This window comes from Pseudomonas sp. KH_017 (assembly GCF_057840285.1).
The window spans coordinates 782,253-801,199 of record NZ_CM174509.1 but is presented as its reverse complement, the minus strand read 5'-3'; the positions used below and the strand labels follow the sequence as shown (position 1 = coordinate 801,199).

Below are 18,947 nucleotides of genomic sequence, written 5' to 3'. Positions count from 1 at the left end.
CGGGGCTCTATTCTGGCCTATCCGCGCTGCGCCAGCACCTGCCACAACGCATTTGGTCATACCAGACAGACGACCTGCGCACTTCGCATTCGACAAAAGTTTTAGGGCGGCAAATTGACACACCGCCTACAAGGCTTTTACCCTAGCCAACAGCGATTGTAAATTGGTCTTACCAATTATCCAAGAACGCTGATCAGTGCCTGACCAACAACAATTAGGGGCCACCCCATATGCAAACCTGGCAACAGCTCTATACCCCGCTCGGCAGCCTCGGCCTGTCCGCACTCGCCGCCGTCATCCCCATCGTGTTTTTCTTTCTGGCTTTGGCCGTGTTCCGCCTCAAAGGGCATGTGGCCGGCAGCATCACCCTGGCCTTGTCGATTCTGGTGGCGATCTTCGCTTTCCAGATGCCGGTCGATATGGCGTTCGCCGCCGCCGGGTATGGCTTCGCTTATGGCCTGTGGCCGATTGCCTGGATCATTGTGGCAGCGGTGTTCCTCTACAAACTGACAGTCAAGAGTGGGCAGTTTGAAGTCATCCGCAGTTCGGTCTTGTCGATCACCGATGACCAGCGCCTGCAGGTCTTGCTGATCGGTTTCTGCTTCGGGGCCTTCCTCGAAGGTGCAGCCGGTTTTGGCGCACCGGTGGCAATTACCGCTGCTCTGCTGGTAGGACTTGGCTTCAACCCGCTGTACGCCGCTGGCTTGTGCCTGATCGCCAACACCGCGCCGGTAGCCTTCGGCGCCCTGGGCATTCCGATCATCGTGGCCGGGCAAGTCACCGGCATCGACGCGTTCAAGATCGGCGCCATGACCGGTCGCCAACTGCCGCTGCTGTCGCTGTTCGTGCCGTTCTGGCTGGTGTTCATGATGGACGGCCTGCGCGGCGTGCGGGAAACCTGGCCGGCAGCGCTGGTGGCCGGCTTGAGCTTTGCCGTGACCCAGTACTTCACCTCGAACTTCATCGGCCCGGAACTGCCGGACATCACCTCGGCCCTGGCCAGCCTGATTTCCCTGACCCTGTTCCTGAAAGTCTGGCAACCAAAACGCGCCGCCGGCCAACACATCGTCGGCGCTGTCTCGGCCTCCGTGGTAAGCGCCAGCGTCGGTGGATTCGGCCAGAAACGCACTACCGTGGCTTCGCCTTACAGCCTTGGGGAAATCTTCAAGGCCTGGTCGCCGTTCCTGATCCTGACTGTACTGGTCACCATCTGGACCCTGAAACCGTTCAAGGCGATGTTCGCCGCCGGCGGTTCGATGTACAGCTTCGTATTCAACTTCGCCATCCCGCACCTGGATCAAATGGTGATCAAGGTCGCACCCATCGTGGTCGCACCAACCGCCCTTCCGGCAGTGTTCAAACTGGACCCGATTTCCGCCACCGGCACGGCGATTTTCTTCTCGGCCCTGATCTCCATGCTGGTGCTGAAGATCAATCTCAAAACTGGTCTGACCACTTTTAAAGAGACCTTCTACGAACTGCGCTGGCCGATCCTGTCCATCGGTATGGTGCTGGCCTTCGCCTTCGTCACCAACTATTCGGGCATGTCCTCGACCATGGCGCTGGTATTGGCAGGAACCGGCGCGGCGTTCCCGTTCTTCTCGCCATTCCTCGGCTGGCTGGGCGTATTCCTCACTGGCTCCGATACCTCGTCCAACGCCCTGTTCAGCTCGCTGCAAGCGACCACCGCACACCAGATCGGTGTCAACGACACCTTGCTGGTGGCGGCGAACACCAGCGGCGGCGTGACCGGCAAGATGATCTCGCCACAATCGATCGCCGTGGCCTGTGCCGCGACCGGCCTGGTGGGCAAAGAATCGGATCTGTTCCGCTTCACCCTCAAGCACAGCCTATTCTTTGCAACGATTGTCGGCGTGATCACGTTGGCCCAGGCCTACTGGTTCACCGGCATGCTGGTGCACTAAGGGCTACAGGCAACACGATAAAAACCGACGCCGGGCCACGCCCCCGGCGTCCGCTATTCACACCCCGGTCTGTAAGGCTGCTGAAAGCTTCCGGCTCTATATTCAGCAGCCTCGACAGACGAATAACCGGGACCACCCGGAGACCGCCTGATGAGCGAGCTTTTTTACAACGCCGTGCCGAATGCGACCCGTGTCGCCCCGCCACTGCCCGAGCCTCGGCAGTACCCCAGCGAGAAACCGTCACGGGTCTACCTGTTCGGGACCTGCGTGGTCGATTTGTTCTACCCGGAAGCCGGGATGGATGCGATCCACCTGCTGGAACGCGAAGGCATTCGTGTCGAATACCCGCAAGGGCAAAGCTGCTGCGGCCAACCGGCCTACACCTCGGGTTACACCGAACAGGCACGGACCGTGGCGCGCTCGCAACTGGCGCTGTTTGCCGGCGACTATCCGGTGGTGGTGCCGTCAGGTTCTTGCGCGGGCATGCTGCGCGAACATTACGCCGACTTGTTCAAGGACGAGCCGGACACGTTGAAACAGGTCCAGGCCCTGGCGGCCAGAACCTACGAACTGGCCGAGTTCCTGTTGTTTGTCTGCAAGGTGCAGCTCAAGGACAGCGGCGAACCGGTAAAAGTGGCGCTGCACACCTCGTGCTCGGCACGCCGCGAGATGAACACCCACCTGCACGGCCGCGAATTATTGGCGCAGTTGAGCAACGTGGAACGGGTCAACCACGACCACGAAAGCGAATGCTGTGGCTTCGGCGGGACATTCAGCGTCCGTATGCCAGACATTTCCGGTGCGATGGTGGCTGACAAGACCCGGGCGCTGAAGGAATCAGGCGCGCACAAGGTATTGAGTGCCGACTGCGGCTGCTTGATGAACATCAACGGCTCGCTGGAAAAACAGCAGGAAGCGTTACGCGGTCAGCATCTGGCCAGTTTCCTCTGGCAGCGTACCGGAGGTGCCCGATGAGTACTTCCGCGATTATTCCTACGGTCGCCGTAGAAGAAGATTTCCGCACCCGCGCCCACAAGGCGCTGGGTGACGCGCAATTGCGAGGCAACTTTCGCAAGGCGATGGATTCATTGATGAGCAAACGGGCAGCGGCGTTCAGCGATGCCCATGAAAGAGAACATTTGCGCGCACTGGGCAATGCAATCCGTGCCCGCGCGCTCTCCAAGTTGCCCGACCTGCTCGAGCAACTGGAACAGAACCTGACCCGCAACGGTGTGACAGTGCACTGGGCGGAAACGGTGGACGAAGCCAATGGCATCGTCCTCTCGATCATCCGCGCTCACGAGGGGCGGCAAGTGATCAAGGGTAAATCGATGGTCAGCGAAGAGATGGAGATGAACCATGTCCTCGCTGAACAGGGCATTGAATGCCTGGAATCGGACATGGGCGAGTACATCGTCCAGCTCGACCACGAGAAGCCTTCACACATAATCATGCCGGCGATCCACAAGAACGCCGGTCAGGTCGCGTCCTTGTTCCACGACAAACTTGGCGTGGAATACACCAAGGACGTTGACCAACTCATTCAGATCGGCCGCAGAGTCCTGCGGCAGAAATTCTTCGAAGCGGACATCGGCGTCTCCGGCGTCAACTTCGCCGTGGCCGAAACCGGCACCCTGCTGCTGGTGGAAAACGAAGGCAACGGGCGCATGACCACCACGGTGCCGCCGGTGCATATTGCCGTCACCGGCATCGAGAAAGTCGTCGAGAACCTGCGCGATGTGGTGCCGCTGCTGTCATTGCTGACCCGCTCGGCCCTGGGCATTCCGATCACCACCTACGTCAACATGATCTCCGGCCCGCGCAAGGAACATGAACTCGACGGCCCGCAGGAAGTGCATCTGGTACTGCTCGACAACGGCCGCAGCCAGGCCTTTGCCGACAGCGAATTACGCCAGACCCTGAACTGCATTCGCTGCGGCGCCTGTATGAATCATTGCCCGGTCTACACCCGAATCGGTGGTCACGCCTATGGGGAGGTTTACCCCGGGCCTATCGGAAAAATCATCACCCCACACATGGTCGGCCTGGCGAAGGTGCCGGATCATCCAAGCGCGTCGTCGCTGTGCGGTGCCTGCGGTGAAGTTTGCCCGGTGAAAATTCCGATCCCTGCTCTTTTGCGGCGCCTGCGGGAAGAAAACGTCAAGGCCCCGGACAGCCCCCATCAAGTAATGCGCGGTCAAGGCAGCAAGTATTCACGCAAGGAGCGGTTCGTCTGGAATGCCTGGGCGAAGCTCAACAGTTCGCCGACGCTGTATCGCCTGTTCGGTTTCTTCGCCACCCGTTTGCGCGCCCTCACGCCGAGCAACGTCGGCCCGTGGACGCAAAACCACAGCGCACCGAAACCCGCTGCCCGCTCGCTGCATGACATGGCCCGCGAACATTTGGCCAAACAGGGAGACCGTTGATGAGCGCCAAACAAAATATCCTCGCCAAACTGCGCAAAAGCCTGACAGGCACCACGCCCGTGGCCGACAACTTCGATGTCGATCTGGTGACCCAGCCTTACACCTACACGCCTGAGCAACGTATCCCGCAGTTATGCAAGTTAATGGAATCGGTGCACACGGAAATTCATCTGACGTCGAGCGAAGTCTGGCCCGCGTTGCTCGCGCAACTGTTGCAGGATCGCCAGATACCCAGCCTGTTGATCGCACCGACCACACCGCACGGGCAACGTGTCTCACAGCACTGGGCGAAAAGTCCGGGGCTGCCCGCACTCAAGGCCTACGATCGTCCGGTTGAAGAATGGAAAGCCGAGTTGTTCAACGACACCCCGGCGAGCCTGACCGGCACCCTCGGTGCCATCGCTGCCACGGGCAGTCTGATTCTCTGGCCAACCCGGGAAGAACCGCGCTTGATGAGTCTTGTGCCACCCGTGCATTTTGCCCTGCTCAAGGCCAGCGACATCCGCGACAACTTCTATCAAGTGCAGCAAGAATTCGAATGGGCCCAGGGTATGCCGACCAATGCGTTGCTGGTGTCCGGCCCGTCGAAAACAGCCGATATCGAGCAGGTTCTCGCCTACGGCGCACACGGTCCGAAGGACCTGGTGGTGCTGATCCTGGAGGACCAATGAGTCTACCGGCCGCTTTCCTGCATGATGTGCAGCAACTGATTCCCCAGGTGCGACGTTTCGACGACCCGTTATCGACCCTCGCCTTCGGTACCGACGCAAGTTTCTACCGATTGATTCCAAAACTGGTGATACGCGTCGAGTCCGAAGATGAAGTGGTGGCCCTGCTGAAACTCGCCCAGCGCGATCAGGTCCCAGTGACCTTCCGCGCGGCCGGCACCAGCCTGTCCGGCCAGGCCATCAGCGACTCGGTGCTGATCGTGCTGGGGGATAACTGGAACGGTCGCGAGATTCGCGGCCAAGGCACACAAATTCGATTGCAACCGGGTGTGATCGGCGCTCAGGCCAATGCCTGGCTGGCACCGTTCGGACGCAAGATCGGCCCGGATCCGGCCTCGATCAACGCCTGCAAAATCGGTGGCATCGTCGCCAACAATGCCAGCGGCATGTGCTGTGGTACGGCACAAAACACCTATCACACCTTGGCCGGGATTCGCTTGGTCCTGGCTGACGGCAGCCGTATCGATACCGAAGACGCTGCCAGTGTTGCAGTCTTTCGTCAGAGTCACGCCACGCTGCTGGAGCGTCTGGCGACATTGGGCCGCGAGACCCGCGCAAACGCCGAACTAGCTGCAAAAATTCGCCACAAATACCGTCTGAAAAATACCACCGGCCTGTCGCTCAATGCCCTGGTGGATTTCGACGAGCCTGTGGATATCTTGAGCCACTTGCTGGTCGGCTCCGAAGGCACGCTCGGCTTCATCAGCGCGGTGACCTACGACACCGTAATCGATCACCCGAATAAAGCCTCGGCATTGATCGTTTTCCCGGACGTGGAAACCTGTTGCAACGCTGTGACTGTGCTGAAAAGCCAACCGGTATCAGCCGTGGAACTGCTGGACCGCCGCAGCCTGCGCTCGGTACAGAACAAACCCGGCATGCCCGCTTTCGTACAGCATCTGTCGAACAATGCCTGCGCCTTGCTGATCGAATCCCGCGCCGCGTCGTCCACCTTGCTGCACGAACAACTGGCGCAGATCATGGCGTCGCTGAAGGCGTTCCCGGTGGAAAAGCAGGTCGACTTCACCGAAGACCCGCAGGAAAACGCCCGTCTCTGGGCCATCCGCAAGGACACCTTCCCCGCCGTCGGCGCAGTGCGCAAGACCGGCACCACGGTGATCATCGAAGACGTCACCTTCCCGGTCGAACAGCTGGCCATTGGCGTCAACCGCCTGATCGAACTGTTCGACAAACATCACTATGACGAAGCGATCCTTTTCGGACATGCCCTGGAAGGCAATCTGCACTTCGTCTTCACCCAAGGCTTCAACAACCCGGAAGAAGTCGCACGCTATCAGGCGTTCATGGACGACGTGGCGCAACTGGTGGCGGTGGAGTTTGGCGGCTCGCTGAAAGCCGAACACGGCACCGGGCGCAACATGGCACCCTTCGTTGAACTGGAATGGGGCAGCGATGCTTACCAGTTGATGTGGCAGCTCAAACGACTACTCGACCCCAATGGCATTCTCAACCCGGACGTGGTGCTCAGCGAAGATCCACAGATCCACCTCAAGCACCTCAAGCCCTTGCCGGCCGCTGACGAGATTGTGGACAAGTGCATCGAATGCGGCTTCTGCGAACCGGTCTGTCCGTCGAAAGGCCTGACCCTGAGCCCGCGCCAGCGCATCGTGATCTGGCGCGACATTCAGGCGAAGAAACGCGCAGGCATCGATACGTCCGAACTCGAAGCCGCTTACGACTATCAAGGCATCGATACCTGCGCCGCGACCGGCCTCTGCGCACAACGTTGCCCTGTAGGCATCAATACCGGCGAGCTGGTGAAAAAGCTGCGTAGCCGGAAGGCGACGCATACGAAAACCGCCAACTGGCTTGAAGGAAATTTCGCCACGGCACTGCAAGGTGCACGTTTCACCTTGCACGTGGCCAATGGCGCGCGGATGTTGCTGGGGGCGCCGAGATTGGCGAAGTTGTCGGCGACGTTGACGCGCCTGTCCAAGGGTCAGGTCCCGCAATGGACCAACGCGATGCCGCAACCGGAAAAAGCCATTCGCTTCAGTCCGGCGGTGACCGACGCGCGCCCGCGCGTGGTCTATCTGGCGGCCTGTGTATCCCGCGCCATGGGGCCGGCAGCAGGCGACACGGAGCAAATGTCGCTGCACGACAAGACCCGTGGTCTGCTGGAAAAGGCCGGTTATCAAGTGGTATTCCCGGACAACCTGGACAACCTGTGCTGCGGTCAGCCGTTCGCCTCCAAAGGCTATGTCGAACAAGCCGAGCACAAACGACAGGAACTGATCGGCGCCCTGCTGCACGCCAGCCGCGGCGGTCTCGACCCGATCTACTGCGACACCAGCCCCTGCACCTTGCGCCTGGTTCAAGACCTCGGCGAAACCCGTCTGGACCTGTACGACCCGGTGCGTTTCATCCGTACGCACTTGATGGATCGCCTCGCGTTCACGCCACAGGACGCACCGATTGCCGTGCACGTGACGTGCAGTACGCAACACCTCGGGGAAAGCCAAGCGCTGATCGACCTGGCGCGCAAATGCAGCAAAACCGTGGTGATTCCCGAAGGCATTCACTGCTGTGGCTTCGCTGGCGACAAGGGTTTCACCACCCCGGAACTGAACGCCCATTCGCTGCGCACGCTCAAGGACGCGGTGCAGCAGTGCAGCGAGGGGATTTCCACCAGCCGCACCTGTGAGATCGGTTTGACGCAACATGGCGGCATTGACTACCACGGACTAGTCTATCTGGTGGACCGCGTTACCCAGGCTAGGGAGCCCTGAAATCTGGACCTCAAGGCAGGCGCATCAATGCGCCTTCCTTAATGCTTCTTGCCGGAATCAACAGTTCTACAGCAGAAAAAAAGAACCCTGATGTGCCGCCGCAGTCCACTGATCAAGTCCCGCAAATGCGGGACCTTCCAAAAACTCGGTAGACCGATTTGATGGCCAGCAATGCTGGCCCTTCAGTTCAAGGAGAAACACATGAATCGTTCTGTGCTTTTAGGTTTGTTCGTTGCTGCTTCCATCATGGCTTCCACTTCGTTTGCGGCCGAAAAAGACCTATGCGCGGTCAACCTGCAAACCATCGAAAACGGCAAGGCACAGATTCCTCCAGAAATGACTGACCAGGTAAAAGCCTCCGTCGAGCAAGCCAAAGCCGACCAGGCAAAAGGCACCAAGGAAGGCATTGATGATTGCGTCGCCGAGACCAACGACATCATCAAGGCCGTCACCGACTCGAAAAAAGGCGCGAAGTAACTCAGCCCAAGGCCAACCTTCGGGTTGGCCTTCTGGGCCGCGCTGGCGTACATCAACAACGGAGTACTGGCAGCCGGGAGCTCAAAGCCCGGCTGCGCCCGCTACGAAGCAAAACAAAACCCGCCAGTTGCGGGTTTTGTTGCATCCGGGGTCTGAAAATGTGTAACCGCCCGCTTCTCTGGAAAAGCTCGACAGGTTTTCAGAAAAAAACGAATTCTTGCGTTGAATCGTAGTCTTTGAGGTACGCCCCATCAGATCGTGGCTGATTTTTCGGGCTCGGCTTGGCCGTCCGCTCATACGGCAGCACCGAGACCATCAGCTCAAGGAGATACCCATGAAACGCACCACACTCGCTGGCCTGTTCATTGCTGCCGCCATGCTGGCCTCTCCTGTATTTGCTGCGGACAACAACCTTTGTACGAGCAAGTTGCAAGAGCTCAAAGGCAAAGTGAATGCGTTGCCGGCGACCTCCGCAAACACCACGATGGAGATCAAAAGACTGATGTCCAGCGCCGAAGCCTCACAAGCCTCCGGAGACGACAAAAAATGCGCCACCGAGGCCACCCAGGCATTGGCACTCGCTGACAAACTGAGCAACGAACCAAACCCATGATCTGTGGTGGTCAACCTTCGGGTTGGCCTTCCGGAGCGTGATGACGTACACTGTACAGGCCTGCTGCTCACTTGATTCAAAGAGCATCAGGCTCGGGGCCGTTTAGGATTCGACGCCGGTTGCGAAACTTTAGGTGCATGCCGAGTTGGTAACAGAACTCGTAAATCCACTGTTGCAACTTCCTATAGTTGCCAATGACGAAACCTACGGGGAATACGCTCTCGCTGCGTAAGCAGCCTTAGCCCTTCCCTCCTGGTACCTTCGGGTCCAGCAATCATCAGGGGATGTCTGTAAACCCAAAGTGATTGTCATATAGAACAGAATCGCCGTGCAGTACGTTGTGGACGAAGCGGCTAAAACTTACACAACTCGCCCAAAGCACCCTGCCCGTCGGGTCGCTGAGGGTTAACTTAATAGACACGGCTACGCATGTAGTACCGACAGCGGAGTACTGGCGGACGGGGGTTCAAATCCCCCCGGCTCCACCACTTCATCATCTAAAGACGTCCACGGACGTCTTTTTTTGTGCCTGAAATCCAGTGAAATCAAGGGTTTAAGCGCTACCGGGCTCCGCAGAGGTTTTTTGAGTTCCAGCCGTTTGGGTATTCCAAATGGTATTCCAAGCCATCCGGTGCTATTTTTTGGAATACCAAAACGGTGTCAGAGGTAGCTCTCATGCCTGCTCCAGCCCTTCGCCTTTCCGACCGCCAGCTCAAGGCTATCAAGGCAAAAGACAAGGATTACGTCCTCAGCGATGGTGACGGCCTCCAGCTCCGAGTCAGGAGCAACGGCTCGATGCTGTGGAACTTCAACTACCGCGAGCCGGTTACCAAAAATCGTATCAATATGGGGCTGGGCACGTACCCAGAGCTCTCACTAGCGAACGCCAGGAAAAAAGTGGTGGAAGCGCGCGAGCTGCTTGCACAAGGCATTGATCCCAAGGTGCAACGCAATGCACAGGACGAAGCCAAACGAGCGGAGACGGAACATACGTTCGAGAACGTGACCACCGCCTGGTTCGAGCTGAAGAAGGACTCCGTCACGCCGGCGTACGCCGAAGACATTTGGCGATCGCTCACGCTGCATGTATTTCCAGACCTGAAAACAACGCCGCTCTCGAAAATTACCGCACCGATGGTCATCGAACTGCTTCGCCCAATCGAGGCCAAAGGCAGCCTCGAGACAGTGAAGCGACTGAGCCAACGGCTCAACGAGATCATGACCTACGGGGTAAACTCCGGGCTGATTTTCTCTAACCCCCTCAGTGGTATTCGGGCGGTATTCAAGAAGCCCAAGAAAGAGAACATGGCCGCGCTACGACCAGACGAGCTTTCCGAGCTCATGATCGAAATCGCGAACGCCAGCATCAAGCGGATCACCCGCTGCCTGATCGAATGGCAACTGCACACCATGACCCGTCCTGCCGAAGCGGCGACCACCCGTTGGGCAGACATCAATTTCGACAAACGCATTTGGACCATCTCGCCGGAGCGCATGAAGAAGCGTCGTCCGCACACCATCCCGCTGACCGAACAGGCACTCGCGTTACTGGAGGCGCTCAAGTCCCACAGCGGCCACAGGGAATACGTGTTCCCGGCAGATAGAAACCCGCGCACCCACGCCAACAGTCAGACTGCCAACATGGCGTTGAAACGCATGGGCTTCCAGGACCGCTTGGTCAGCCACGGCATGCGCTCCATGGCCAGCACCATCCTGAACGAGCATGGGTGGGATCCGGAGCTAATCGAAGTCGCGCTGGCGCATGTTGACAAGGACGAAGTCCGAAGCGCTTACAACCGAGCTGACTACATCGAGCGCCGGCGTCCGATGATGGCTTGGTGGAGTGAGCACATCCAGAAAGCGGCCACTGGCAACCTGTCGGCATCTGCGATCAATCAAACCAGGGACCACAACGTCGTGCCGATACGGTGAGCGTTCACCGGACGCCGCCGGTAACCGAAAATGACTCCCCAGATGGAGTGATGGTTGATTTGGCGACAGCGGCGACAGCGGCGACAACCTGCGTAATATCTGGCCTGCAGCATGGCGACAGATATGGCGACTGTCGCCGTTGCAAGCCTCGCTCGTGGGGCTTTTTCGGCCAAGCCCACGTGAGCGGGAAGGCTCCGCATTCCCACTCGCATGGGCTCACATTAAAAACCGACGAACGACCACCCGGCCATGGAAAGCCACCAATTACCAAGGTCTTCCAGCGCTACTGATTGGCGCAAGAGTCGCCCCCAAAATACTGTTGACCGCCAGCAGAACGAGCTCTAAACCAGAACCGTACAAGCGCTGTCCTCGACAGCACCCAGGTAGCCAGAACCTTTGAGGCTACACCACATCGTGGTGGTTCTCCCCAAGTGCGATTAGCGTCCGGCGGCTCGCACGGTCACAGCGATGTGATGGATGCCACTTCTTCCAGAATGCCCACTGCGGCAACTCATGCCCCCTCCTGGCTGCTCTGCAGCAACTTATCCGCTTGGCCATTTCTTGCGCCAACCTTTTGCCCGTCTCTTTGCCCCCTAAAGAGACGGGCGCATCTCACACTGCTGCAGCCCTACTCGCACGGGGCTTTGCGGCTTTCCCCCTCGTGACAATCGGCGTGACAAACACCGAATGCTCACCCGCCACAGCGATGCCGATGATGGTGCCGCAGCCCACGGAATGGACTGCACCTGACTGACAGTCAGGCATGCCCCGGTCATCGCATCACTGCCTTCACCCGACTCAGGATCTCGCGGCACCGGTCTCGTCAGCCAGCGCAGCCTCCACCCGCCCACTTCATCTGAAGTGTTCAGGAGGCCAGGTCATGAGATGCCCAAGCTCCCGGCCGTAAGGAGCCGCCAGTCCCGCGTTAGTGGACAACCCTCACAGGTCGCAGGGGCCTTGATCCCTGATAACACTCAACAACCGTGGCGGGATGAGTGAGGACGAAGTCGATAATCTCAGGAGAATAGCGATGCAACTGTGCGAAGCGTTCGAGCCCCCACAACCATTGCTGGAATACAAGCAGGCGCCTCTGCCCTATCCGGTCGAAGCACTCGGGGAACTGTTAGGCCCTGCGGTCGAACGACTGGCCGAGGTGATCGGCGTGCCCTGCGCCATGGCTGCACAATCGGTGCTGGCCAGCGCTGCTCTGGTGAGCCAGGGTCATGCCAATGTCCAACTCGACGGTCGAACCTATCCGCTGTCCCTCTACCTACTGACGGTGGCGTCCTCGGGGGATCGCAAAAGCGCGGTGGATCACCTGGCATTAAGGGCGGCTCGCGACTGGGAGCGGCAGCAGTGGACCCTGTATGGGGAAAAGCTCAAAGCCTATCGCGCAGCCAGCAACATCATGGCCAAACCCAAAACCGCAAAGAAACACACGGAGGCGGAAGGCAGTGAGCTGTCCGAGCCGGTACCACCGAGACTGATCATTGCCGAGCCCACCATTGAGGCCCTGGTCAAAAGTCTGTGCCAGGGCTTGCCCAGCATGGGTTTGTTCAATGATGAAGGCGGCCAATTCTTGGGCAGCAGCACCATGAGTAAAGAGAACCTACTCAAGGCGATCACCACCTTGTCGACACTGTGGGATGGCAGCCCGATCGACCGGGCACGCTCCATGGCCGGAGAAAGTCTGCGCGCCTATGACCGTCGCCTCAGCCTGCATCTGATGCTGCAGCCCTACCTGGCCAACCAGCTGTTCAAAGACCCGGTGATCAATGGCCAAGGCATCCTCGGCCGTTGCCTGATCAGTTGGCCCGAGCGCCTGGCCGGCCAGCGACTCTACAAGGCAATTGACCTGACCCGAGATGCCCGAGTACAGCGCTACCAGCAACGGATCACCGCCTTGCTGCAAAAGCCCTGGTCACTTCACCAGGATGGCTCTCTCAATCCCGCCGCTCTGGAGCTGACTGCCCGTGCCCGCCGGGCCTGGATTGATATTCACGACACCATCGAGTGCCAGTCTGGCGAGTTCGGCGAACTGGCCGGCGTCCAGCCTGTCGCGAGCAAAGCGGCGGCGAATGTACTGCGTATCGCGGGCGTGCTGACCATGGTTGAAGAGGCCAGTGCGTTGGACGAAGCACACATCCAGCGCGCCTCCACGTTGATGGATTACTACCTGGCCGAGATCCAGCGCCTGACCGAACAGGAGCCGGTCAATAGCCGATGCGAAGAGGCGGATCGACTGCTACGTTGGCTGGTGCAGAAAGGCTGGACTCATTTCAGCATCCGTGACGTCAATCGCAACGGCCCTCGCTTTGCCCGCAAGAGCGCTGACCATACCGCCTCTTTATTGGTCGTGCTGATCACTCATCGCTGGCTGAGCAGCCACGACGGAAAAACCTTCGAGGTCCGCCATGTTTCGCCTCAATGACGCGGTGCGCCGCTACCAGGCGCAACATCAATCGCAACCAGAATCGCGGCGTGTCGCCGCCTCTGTCGCCACCCTGTCGCCACGTGCCAGGCCAGAAACGACGCGGGTTGTCGCCACTGTCGCCGCTGTCGCCACACCACCCCTTCCCCCTGCCAACATCGCCCTGCTGATCGAGCAACTGCGTGAGGAAGGGGCACTGCTGCAATACCAGGAGAACGCCCTCCTGATCCGCCCGACACACTGGCAGCAGGTGGACCGGCTCAGCCCCCACTGGAAAGCCCTGCTGCGCTTTCTGCAAGAAAACGAAAACGGTGATGATGATGACCTTGGTTGGTCGGCGTGATGGTCGCAACTTTGGCTATGGCCGCCAGCTGAGCTACGCCGGCCCACAAGCGCTCAAGGATCTGTTTGCCGGCGGCCACTTCGCCACGGTCAAAGCGCATAGCGATCGCTGGCAAGCGTTCGTGCGTTGGTGTCGATCCGAAGACGGCCCTGGTTACAACGATGCGCGCCAGATCGATCAACTAACGCTGCTGGACTACGCCGATTACCTGCGTCAGCAGATCCAGCAAGGTGAACTCTGCATCGCTACCGCACAGAACCGCCTGAGCAGCGTTAACCGCACCCTCGCCGCGCTGCGCGGTGATCAGGACGTGAGGATCGCCAGCCCGAGTCAGGCGTTGGGACAGAAGCGTTCGACCGTACGCACCCGCGCGCCAGATGGCCAAGACCACCAACAGGTGCGGCGAATGATTGAGGCGCTTGGCGAACAGCAACAGGAGCGGGTGGCAGCGATTGTCCTTTTGGCCCGAACAACCGGTATGCGCCTGCGCGAAGCGATCCTGGCTGACCTGCCACGACTGCAACGCGAAGCCGAACACTTAGGCCGCATCAACATCCAGGACGGCACCAAAGGCGGCCGTTCAGGGGCATCAGCGCCGCGATGGGTTGTGGTCAATGAAGAGGTGAAGGCGGCGCTGCAGTTGGCTCGTCATGTGTCGCCGCCCCATAGCCGCAACTTGCTGGCCCGAGACGAAAGCTACGCCGCGTTCCTACAACAGACCGTGCTCCCTGCCCGCGAAACGCTGCATGAACACGGGCTGAAGGGCTTTCATGAATTGCGCGCGGCCTACGCCTGCGAGCGTTACGAGCACCTCACTGACCACGCGGCGCCAGTCAATGGTGGCCGCTGCTATCGCATTGACCGCGACCTTGATCAACAGGCGCGCCAACAAATCAGCCTTGAGCTCGGGCATAACCGGATCGATGTGGTTTCGGCCTACATTGGAGGTCGAGCGTGACCAAGCCCTTCGATATGGCGCTGTTCCTGAGCGGGGTACTGACTGGCTCCAAGATCACGCAGCGACGACACCTACGGCAAGCCCGAATCATGCAAGCGGCCATTCAACAGCGATGGCAGCGAGACAATCCCTGGACCTGGCAGCTCAAGCATGTGCGCTGGTTTTTCACTCAGCACCTGAAAGTCCATTCCGACGCTACCCGGTATTACTATCGACTCACCGCTCTATTGGTCTGGAGGCGATTAGGGAATGACCGAGAAATGCTGATCTAACGCTCGATTCATGGGTATGAAGCCTTCCAGGCTCGCTTGTCCGCCTTCATCTCCCAACAACGCTTACGGGTAGGCCGGGACTATCTTTGCCTGCTCGATCAGCCAATCGATGAGCAAAGCTATCTCAGGGATATCGCGACTCTCCTCGTTGCAAATGCAGAAATAATCCATCCCTGTCGGCACCTTCAGCGCAAAGGGTTGCACCAGGCGTCCCTCATCTAGGTCGCGTGACGAGTTGATCTCATCGCTGAGTGCAACACCATAGCCATCGCGAGCGGCCTGCAAGGCGATGCCGAGGTCTTCCAGATGGACATCGGCATCGCCCGGATAGGGCAAGCGAGCCTCAAGCAACCAGCGCCGCCATTGAGTGCCGTCATCCTCATGCAAAAGACGATGGTGAATCAGGTCAGAGGGTTGCTTGAGCGCGTGGGGGCCGCGCAGCAATTGCGGGCAGCAAACCGGAAACATGTGCAGGTTCTGCAATGGTCGCCACCAGAAACCTTCCCAGATCGGGGCGTCATAGAGCACGGCAACATCAGCCCTGCGCCAGTCCACCTCGCTGATGTCGTCGGCAGTAATGACGCGCAGATGAATATGCGGATGTTCTGCACGAAAGGTAAACAACTTCGGCATCAGCCAGGCCGCGCCAAAAACCGGCTCTGTCGAAATGGTCAAGACTTTCGCCGTCGGCTCTTGGAAATCCGCCTCGCAGATCTGTCGCACCCCTTCAGTGATTTCACCGATGCCTCGCGCTACCGAACGTTGTAGTGCCAAACCACGCTCCGTCAGCACCAGGTGGCGCCCCTGCTTATAGAACAGTTTGATGCCAAGTGAACCTTGCAAGGCTCTGATTTGCTGGCTGACGGCGCCTGCAGTCACATGCAGTTCAGCGGCGGCAGCGCCGACATGGCCCAGCCTTGCAACACATTCAAATACGCGAAACGCATGGAGCGGAGGCAAGGGCATGCGGGTCTACCATTTAGTTTTTCTGCCTATTTTGTTGGCAGTTTATATAGGTTGATTGCGCCTTCAGCAACCGCAAAGATTCAGCGGAGGGAGGCCAAGACAACAATTCAATAGGTTGCCCTACGACGCACAGGCAACAACAGGCGTGGCAAGGAAGCGATGAGGGGGGTGTGCTCGGTGCTTTGGTGCACTGTCAGCACGGGAGTCGGTTGCTTGCACTACTGCCTGTTTCGCTCGTGTGCCTTGGTAAATGAAATATCTGGCTGGATAACCTGGGGGACTCGTTACATGGATAAAGAACAAGATATTCAGTTGGCAACAGAGCAGTTGATGGCAGATCAAGCCGCGATGGAGGGGCCCTCGAATCCGGGAAGGCGCCGGTTCAATATGGGCGCTTTGGTGGCGGTTGCTGCAACTGCCATCGGTACATCAGGGCTTGGACGCCTGGCCCAAGCAACGGAGTCCAACCCTACCTCCGATGGCTATCGGGTGCCCGCAGAGTGGGAGCCACACCAGAGCGTATTGATGGCGTACCCCTATGACAAGAGCTACAAGGACCAGCTGAAACCCATGCAGGATTCTGTCATCAACGTAGCGAATGCCATTGCGCAGTTCGAGCCGGTCTTGATGATGGCGATTACCGGCAATACCGAGGTTGTACGCAAGCGCTGCGGCCCTAACGTTACTGTCATCGAGTATCCATACAACGATTGCTGGACCCGTGATACCGCGCCAGTATTCGCGCTGAGCCCATCAGGGCACGACATGCTGGGACGCGATTTCATTTTCAACGGCTGGGGTAACAGGTGGTCGGCCACCCTGGATGATCAATTGCCCGTCGGTGTGTGCGCCACCCTTAACGTGCCTAAATCACCAATCAATATGGTGTTTGAAGGTGGCGCGGTGATTACCGATGGGCAGGGCACGCTCATTACCACCGAACAGTGCCTGCTCAATCCCAATCGCAACCCGAGCATGACCAAGGCTCAGATCGAGACCACGCTGCTGCGTGCCTATAACGCGACCAAGATGATCTGGCTGCCGTATGGGGTGTACGGCGACGACGGCGCTGCCGCTACCGATGGGCATGTCGACCTGGTTGCTGCCTACATCGAGCCAGCCCATCTGTTATTGAATTACCCGTCGGACCCAAGCAACCCCAACGTGCCCAGGATGGCGGCAAACCTGACAGTGCTGCAACAAAGCACCGATGCAAGGGGCCGCCCCTTCAAGATTACCAAGATGCCCGTTCAGCCAACATTCAAGGTGTCAGGCCTGACGGTGGAGAACTTCAGCTACATCAACTTCTACAAATCCAACGTCGGCATCGTGGTTCCTACTTCAAGCACTCCTGCAGATGAGATTGCCTTGAATCTCTTCCGGGAGATTTTTCCGGGACGGCCAGTCGTGGGTATCGATGGCACCATCCTTGCCAACAATGGCGGTGGTGTGCATTGCATCACCCAACACATTCCTAGTGTCGGTTAGCGCTGAAAAGAATTGCCGCCTATGAGACGCAAACAATAGCCAGACTGCTTTCCCTCGCAGGGTTGGGCCAGTTCGGCTGATCCAGCCCTGCGCGGGGAATCACCGCCTAACTCCAAAAGATGACGTGCCCGCGTTTGTGCATGCCGCTGCCTGGTGCATCCCGTCAGCGCCTGCACGAAGCGTAGGAGACATCGGCGTCAGACCATATCGTTTAGTTTTTTTGCTTTAATTACTTGTAGTTTATATAGATTGATTGTGATTCAAGCAGCCGTAACAATTCATTTGGAGCTAGGCCAAAGACAATAATTCAAAAGGTGGTCCTATGAAGTACAAGCAGCAACAGCCGTTGCAAAAAATCGATATGGGAGCGGACTCGGTGTCCTGGCGCACCGCCCGCGTTGGAGTCGGCAGCCTGCGTGCCGTCCTGCTGAAAGCTCTGACGATGCTTGCTGGCCCGGCGCTGGCAGCCGAACGAGTGGGCACCATCTCCCAAAGCTGTGAGAAATGGATCAAGCATCAACTCCCCCGCTCGCTCCTCGCTACGATCTGCAGCCTGGGCCTGCTGACCGCTAACGCGAATGCGGAGGAGCGCACCCTGCGTGTCTACAACTGGTTCGACTACGTCGCCCCGCAGACCCTGGACAACTTCAAGAAGGAGAACGGCGCAAAACTGGTCTACGACATCTTCGACAGCAATGAAACCCTGGAGGCCAAACTGCTCACCGGTAACTCCGGCTATGACGTGGTGGTGCCGTCCGACAGTTTCCTCGCCAAGCAGATTCAGGCCGACGCTTTCCAGCCACTTGACCGCAGCAAGCTACCCAACTGGAAGCATCTGGACCCGCAACTGATGAAGCTGATCGAAGCCAACGATCCGGGGAACCGTTTCGCCGTGCCTTATTTGTACGGAACCGTACTGATCGGTTTCAACCCGGCCAAGGTCAAGGCTGCGCTCGGCGAAAACGCGCCGGTGGACAGCTGGGATCTGATCTTCAAGGAAGAGAACATTGCCAAGCTCAAACAGTGCGGCGTGGCCCTTCTCGATTCGCCGACGGATATGATCCCCATCGCCCTCCACTACCTGGGCCTGCCGCCCAACAGCACTCAGGCCAAGGACTACGCGAAGGCCGAAGAACTGCTGAAAAAGATCCGCCCCAACGTCGCCTACTTCCACTCCTCAAAATACATGACCGATATCGCCAATGGTGACATCTGCGTGGCCGTGGGTTACTCCGGCAGTTTCTCCCAGGCGGCCAATCGCGCCAAGGAGGCCGGTAACGGCGTGGTGGTGGACATGCGCTTGCCCAAGGAAGGCGCACCGGTCTGGTTCGACGTGCTGGCCATCCCCAAGGATGCGAAGAACCCGGATGATGCCCATGCCTTGATCAACTACCTGCTGCAACCGCAGGTGATTGCTCCGATCAGCGACTTCGTCGGTTATCCCAACCCGAACAAGGACGCCACTGCCCTGGTCAGCCCGGAAATCCGCAACAACCCCAATCTCTACCCCGCCGCCGACATCCAGACTTCTCTATTCGCGCTGGTGCCTCTGCCGTCCAGTGCAGAACGCGCTCGCACCCGTGCATGGACCAAGCTCAAGTCGGGAACCTGACAGTAAATTGCGCTGCGCCAGTGAAA

At 58.7% G+C, this 18,947-nt stretch carries 15 protein-coding genes and 1 other RNA gene; 15 read left to right on the top strand and 1 reads right to left on the bottom strand.

What is annotated here, in order from left to right:
* Positions 1-230 precede the first annotated feature (230 nt).
* From AC3IT6_RS03560 to AC3IT6_RS03500, 13 genes are all read left to right on the top strand, one after another.
* A complete protein-coding gene (locus AC3IT6_RS03560; RefSeq protein WP_489354317.1) occupies positions 231-1,925 on the top strand; it encodes a lactate permease LctP family transporter in 1,695 nt (564 codons plus the stop codon).
* Between the two features lie 150 nt (positions 1,926-2,075).
* On the top strand, positions 2,076-2,900 hold the full coding sequence (locus AC3IT6_RS03555) for a (Fe-S)-binding protein (protein ID WP_046038683.1): 825 nt from the start codon (positions 2,076-2,078) through the stop codon (positions 2,898-2,900).
* Positions 2,897-4,351, top strand: a complete 1,455-nt coding sequence (locus tag AC3IT6_RS03550; protein WP_489354316.1) for a LutB/LldF family L-lactate oxidation iron-sulfur protein — start codon at positions 2,897-2,899, stop codon at positions 4,349-4,351. The genes AC3IT6_RS03555 and AC3IT6_RS03550 overlap by 4 nt, the downstream gene beginning before the upstream one ends.
* Positions 4,351-5,022 (top strand): LutC/YkgG family protein, encoded by a 672-nt coding sequence (locus AC3IT6_RS03545; RefSeq protein WP_489354315.1) that lies wholly within the window; start codon positions 4,351-4,353, stop codon positions 5,020-5,022. Before AC3IT6_RS03550 ends, AC3IT6_RS03545 begins: the two co-directional genes overlap by 1 nt.
* Complete coding sequence (locus tag AC3IT6_RS03540) at positions 5,019-7,829, top strand: FAD-binding and (Fe-S)-binding domain-containing protein (RefSeq protein ID WP_489354314.1); 2,811 nt, start codon at positions 5,019-5,021, stop codon at positions 7,827-7,829. Before AC3IT6_RS03545 ends, AC3IT6_RS03540 begins: the two co-directional genes overlap by 4 nt.
* 201 nt (positions 7,830-8,030) lie before the next feature.
* On the top strand, positions 8,031-8,306 hold the full coding sequence (locus AC3IT6_RS03535) for a hypothetical protein (protein WP_489354313.1): 276 nt from the start codon (positions 8,031-8,033) through the stop codon (positions 8,304-8,306).
* Positions 8,307-8,640: 334 nt separating this feature from the next.
* Positions 8,641-8,919 carry a hypothetical protein gene (locus tag AC3IT6_RS03530; RefSeq protein WP_223448150.1) on the top strand — a complete coding sequence of 93 codons (279 nt, stop codon included), beginning with the start codon at positions 8,641-8,643 and terminating at the stop codon, positions 8,917-8,919.
* A 94-nt stretch (positions 8,920-9,013) separates the two neighbouring features.
* Positions 9,014-9,407, top strand: a transfer-messenger RNA (tmRNA) gene (gene ssrA, locus AC3IT6_RS03525).
* Between the two features lie 187 nt (positions 9,408-9,594).
* Positions 9,595-10,851, top strand: coding sequence for an integrase domain-containing protein (locus tag AC3IT6_RS03520; RefSeq protein ID WP_489354312.1), 1,257 nt, complete (start codon positions 9,595-9,597; stop codon positions 10,849-10,851).
* Between the two features lie 1,030 nt (positions 10,852-11,881).
* Positions 11,882-13,282, top strand: coding sequence for a YfjI family protein (locus AC3IT6_RS03515; RefSeq protein WP_489354311.1), 1,401 nt, complete (start codon positions 11,882-11,884; stop codon positions 13,280-13,282).
* Positions 13,266-13,625 (top strand): hypothetical protein, encoded by a 360-nt coding sequence (locus tag AC3IT6_RS03510; RefSeq protein WP_489354310.1) that lies wholly within the window; start codon positions 13,266-13,268, stop codon positions 13,623-13,625. Before AC3IT6_RS03515 ends, AC3IT6_RS03510 begins: the two co-directional genes overlap by 17 nt.
* Complete coding sequence (locus tag AC3IT6_RS03505; RefSeq protein WP_489356475.1) at positions 13,603-14,583, top strand: integrase domain-containing protein; 981 nt, start codon at positions 13,603-13,605, stop codon at positions 14,581-14,583. Before AC3IT6_RS03510 ends, AC3IT6_RS03505 begins: the two co-directional genes overlap by 23 nt.
* On the top strand, positions 14,580-14,855 hold the full coding sequence (locus tag AC3IT6_RS03500) for a hypothetical protein (protein ID WP_280944677.1): 276 nt from the start codon (positions 14,580-14,582) through the stop codon (positions 14,853-14,855). Before AC3IT6_RS03505 ends, AC3IT6_RS03500 begins: the two co-directional genes overlap by 4 nt.
* 63 nt (positions 14,856-14,918) lie before the next feature.
* On the opposite strand, the gene AC3IT6_RS03495 is transcribed toward AC3IT6_RS03500, so the two are convergent.
* Complete coding sequence (locus tag AC3IT6_RS03495) at positions 14,919-15,821, bottom strand: LysR substrate-binding domain-containing protein (protein WP_108216501.1); 903 nt, start codon at positions 15,819-15,821, stop codon at positions 14,919-14,921.
* 288 nt (positions 15,822-16,109) lie between these two features.
* Here AC3IT6_RS03495 and AC3IT6_RS03490 point away from each other — a divergent pair, with 288 nt between their 5' ends.
* Together AC3IT6_RS03490 and AC3IT6_RS03485 are read left to right on the top strand one after the other, a co-directional pair.
* Positions 16,110-17,309, top strand: a complete 1,200-nt coding sequence (locus AC3IT6_RS03490) for an agmatine deiminase family protein (protein WP_489354309.1) — start codon at positions 16,110-16,112, stop codon at positions 17,307-17,309.
* Positions 17,310-17,631: 322 nt separating this feature from the next.
* Positions 17,632-18,921 carry a polyamine ABC transporter substrate-binding protein gene (locus tag AC3IT6_RS03485; RefSeq protein ID WP_489354308.1) on the top strand — a complete coding sequence of 430 codons (1,290 nt, stop codon included), beginning with the start codon at positions 17,632-17,634 and terminating at the stop codon, positions 18,919-18,921.
* Positions 18,922-18,947: the final 26 nt, after the last annotated feature.

Coding starts and splice junctions, on each gene's coding strand:
- AC3IT6_RS03555 (WP_046038683.1), top strand. CDS start 2,076: ATGAGCGAGCTTTTTTACAACGCCGTGCCGAATGCGACCCGTGTCGCC.
- AC3IT6_RS03515 (WP_489354311.1), top strand. CDS start 11,882: ATGCAACTGTGCGAAGCGTTCGAGCCCCCACAACCATTGCTGGAATAC.
- AC3IT6_RS03520 (WP_489354312.1), top strand. CDS start 9,595: ATGCCTGCTCCAGCCCTTCGCCTTTCCGACCGCCAGCTCAAGGCTATC.
- AC3IT6_RS03550 (WP_489354316.1), top strand. CDS start 2,897: ATGAGTACTTCCGCGATTATTCCTACGGTCGCCGTAGAAGAAGATTTC.
- AC3IT6_RS03495 (WP_108216501.1), bottom strand. CDS start 15,821: ATGCCCTTGCCTCCGCTCCATGCGTTTCGCGTATTTGAATGTGTTGCA.
- AC3IT6_RS03505 (WP_489356475.1), top strand. CDS start 13,603: ATGACCTTGGTTGGTCGGCGTGATGGTCGCAACTTTGGCTATGGCCGC.
- AC3IT6_RS03490 (WP_489354309.1), top strand. CDS start 16,110: ATGGATAAAGAACAAGATATTCAGTTGGCAACAGAGCAGTTGATGGCA.
- AC3IT6_RS03535 (WP_489354313.1), top strand. CDS start 8,031: ATGAATCGTTCTGTGCTTTTAGGTTTGTTCGTTGCTGCTTCCATCATG.
- AC3IT6_RS03540 (WP_489354314.1), top strand. CDS start 5,019: ATGAGTCTACCGGCCGCTTTCCTGCATGATGTGCAGCAACTGATTCCC.
- AC3IT6_RS03560 (WP_489354317.1), top strand. CDS start 231: ATGCAAACCTGGCAACAGCTCTATACCCCGCTCGGCAGCCTCGGCCTG.
- AC3IT6_RS03485 (WP_489354308.1), top strand. CDS start 17,632: ATGAAGTACAAGCAGCAACAGCCGTTGCAAAAAATCGATATGGGAGCG.
- AC3IT6_RS03530 (WP_223448150.1), top strand. CDS start 8,641: ATGAAACGCACCACACTCGCTGGCCTGTTCATTGCTGCCGCCATGCTG.
- AC3IT6_RS03510 (WP_489354310.1), top strand. CDS start 13,266: ATGTTTCGCCTCAATGACGCGGTGCGCCGCTACCAGGCGCAACATCAA.
- AC3IT6_RS03545 (WP_489354315.1), top strand. CDS start 4,351: ATGAGCGCCAAACAAAATATCCTCGCCAAACTGCGCAAAAGCCTGACA.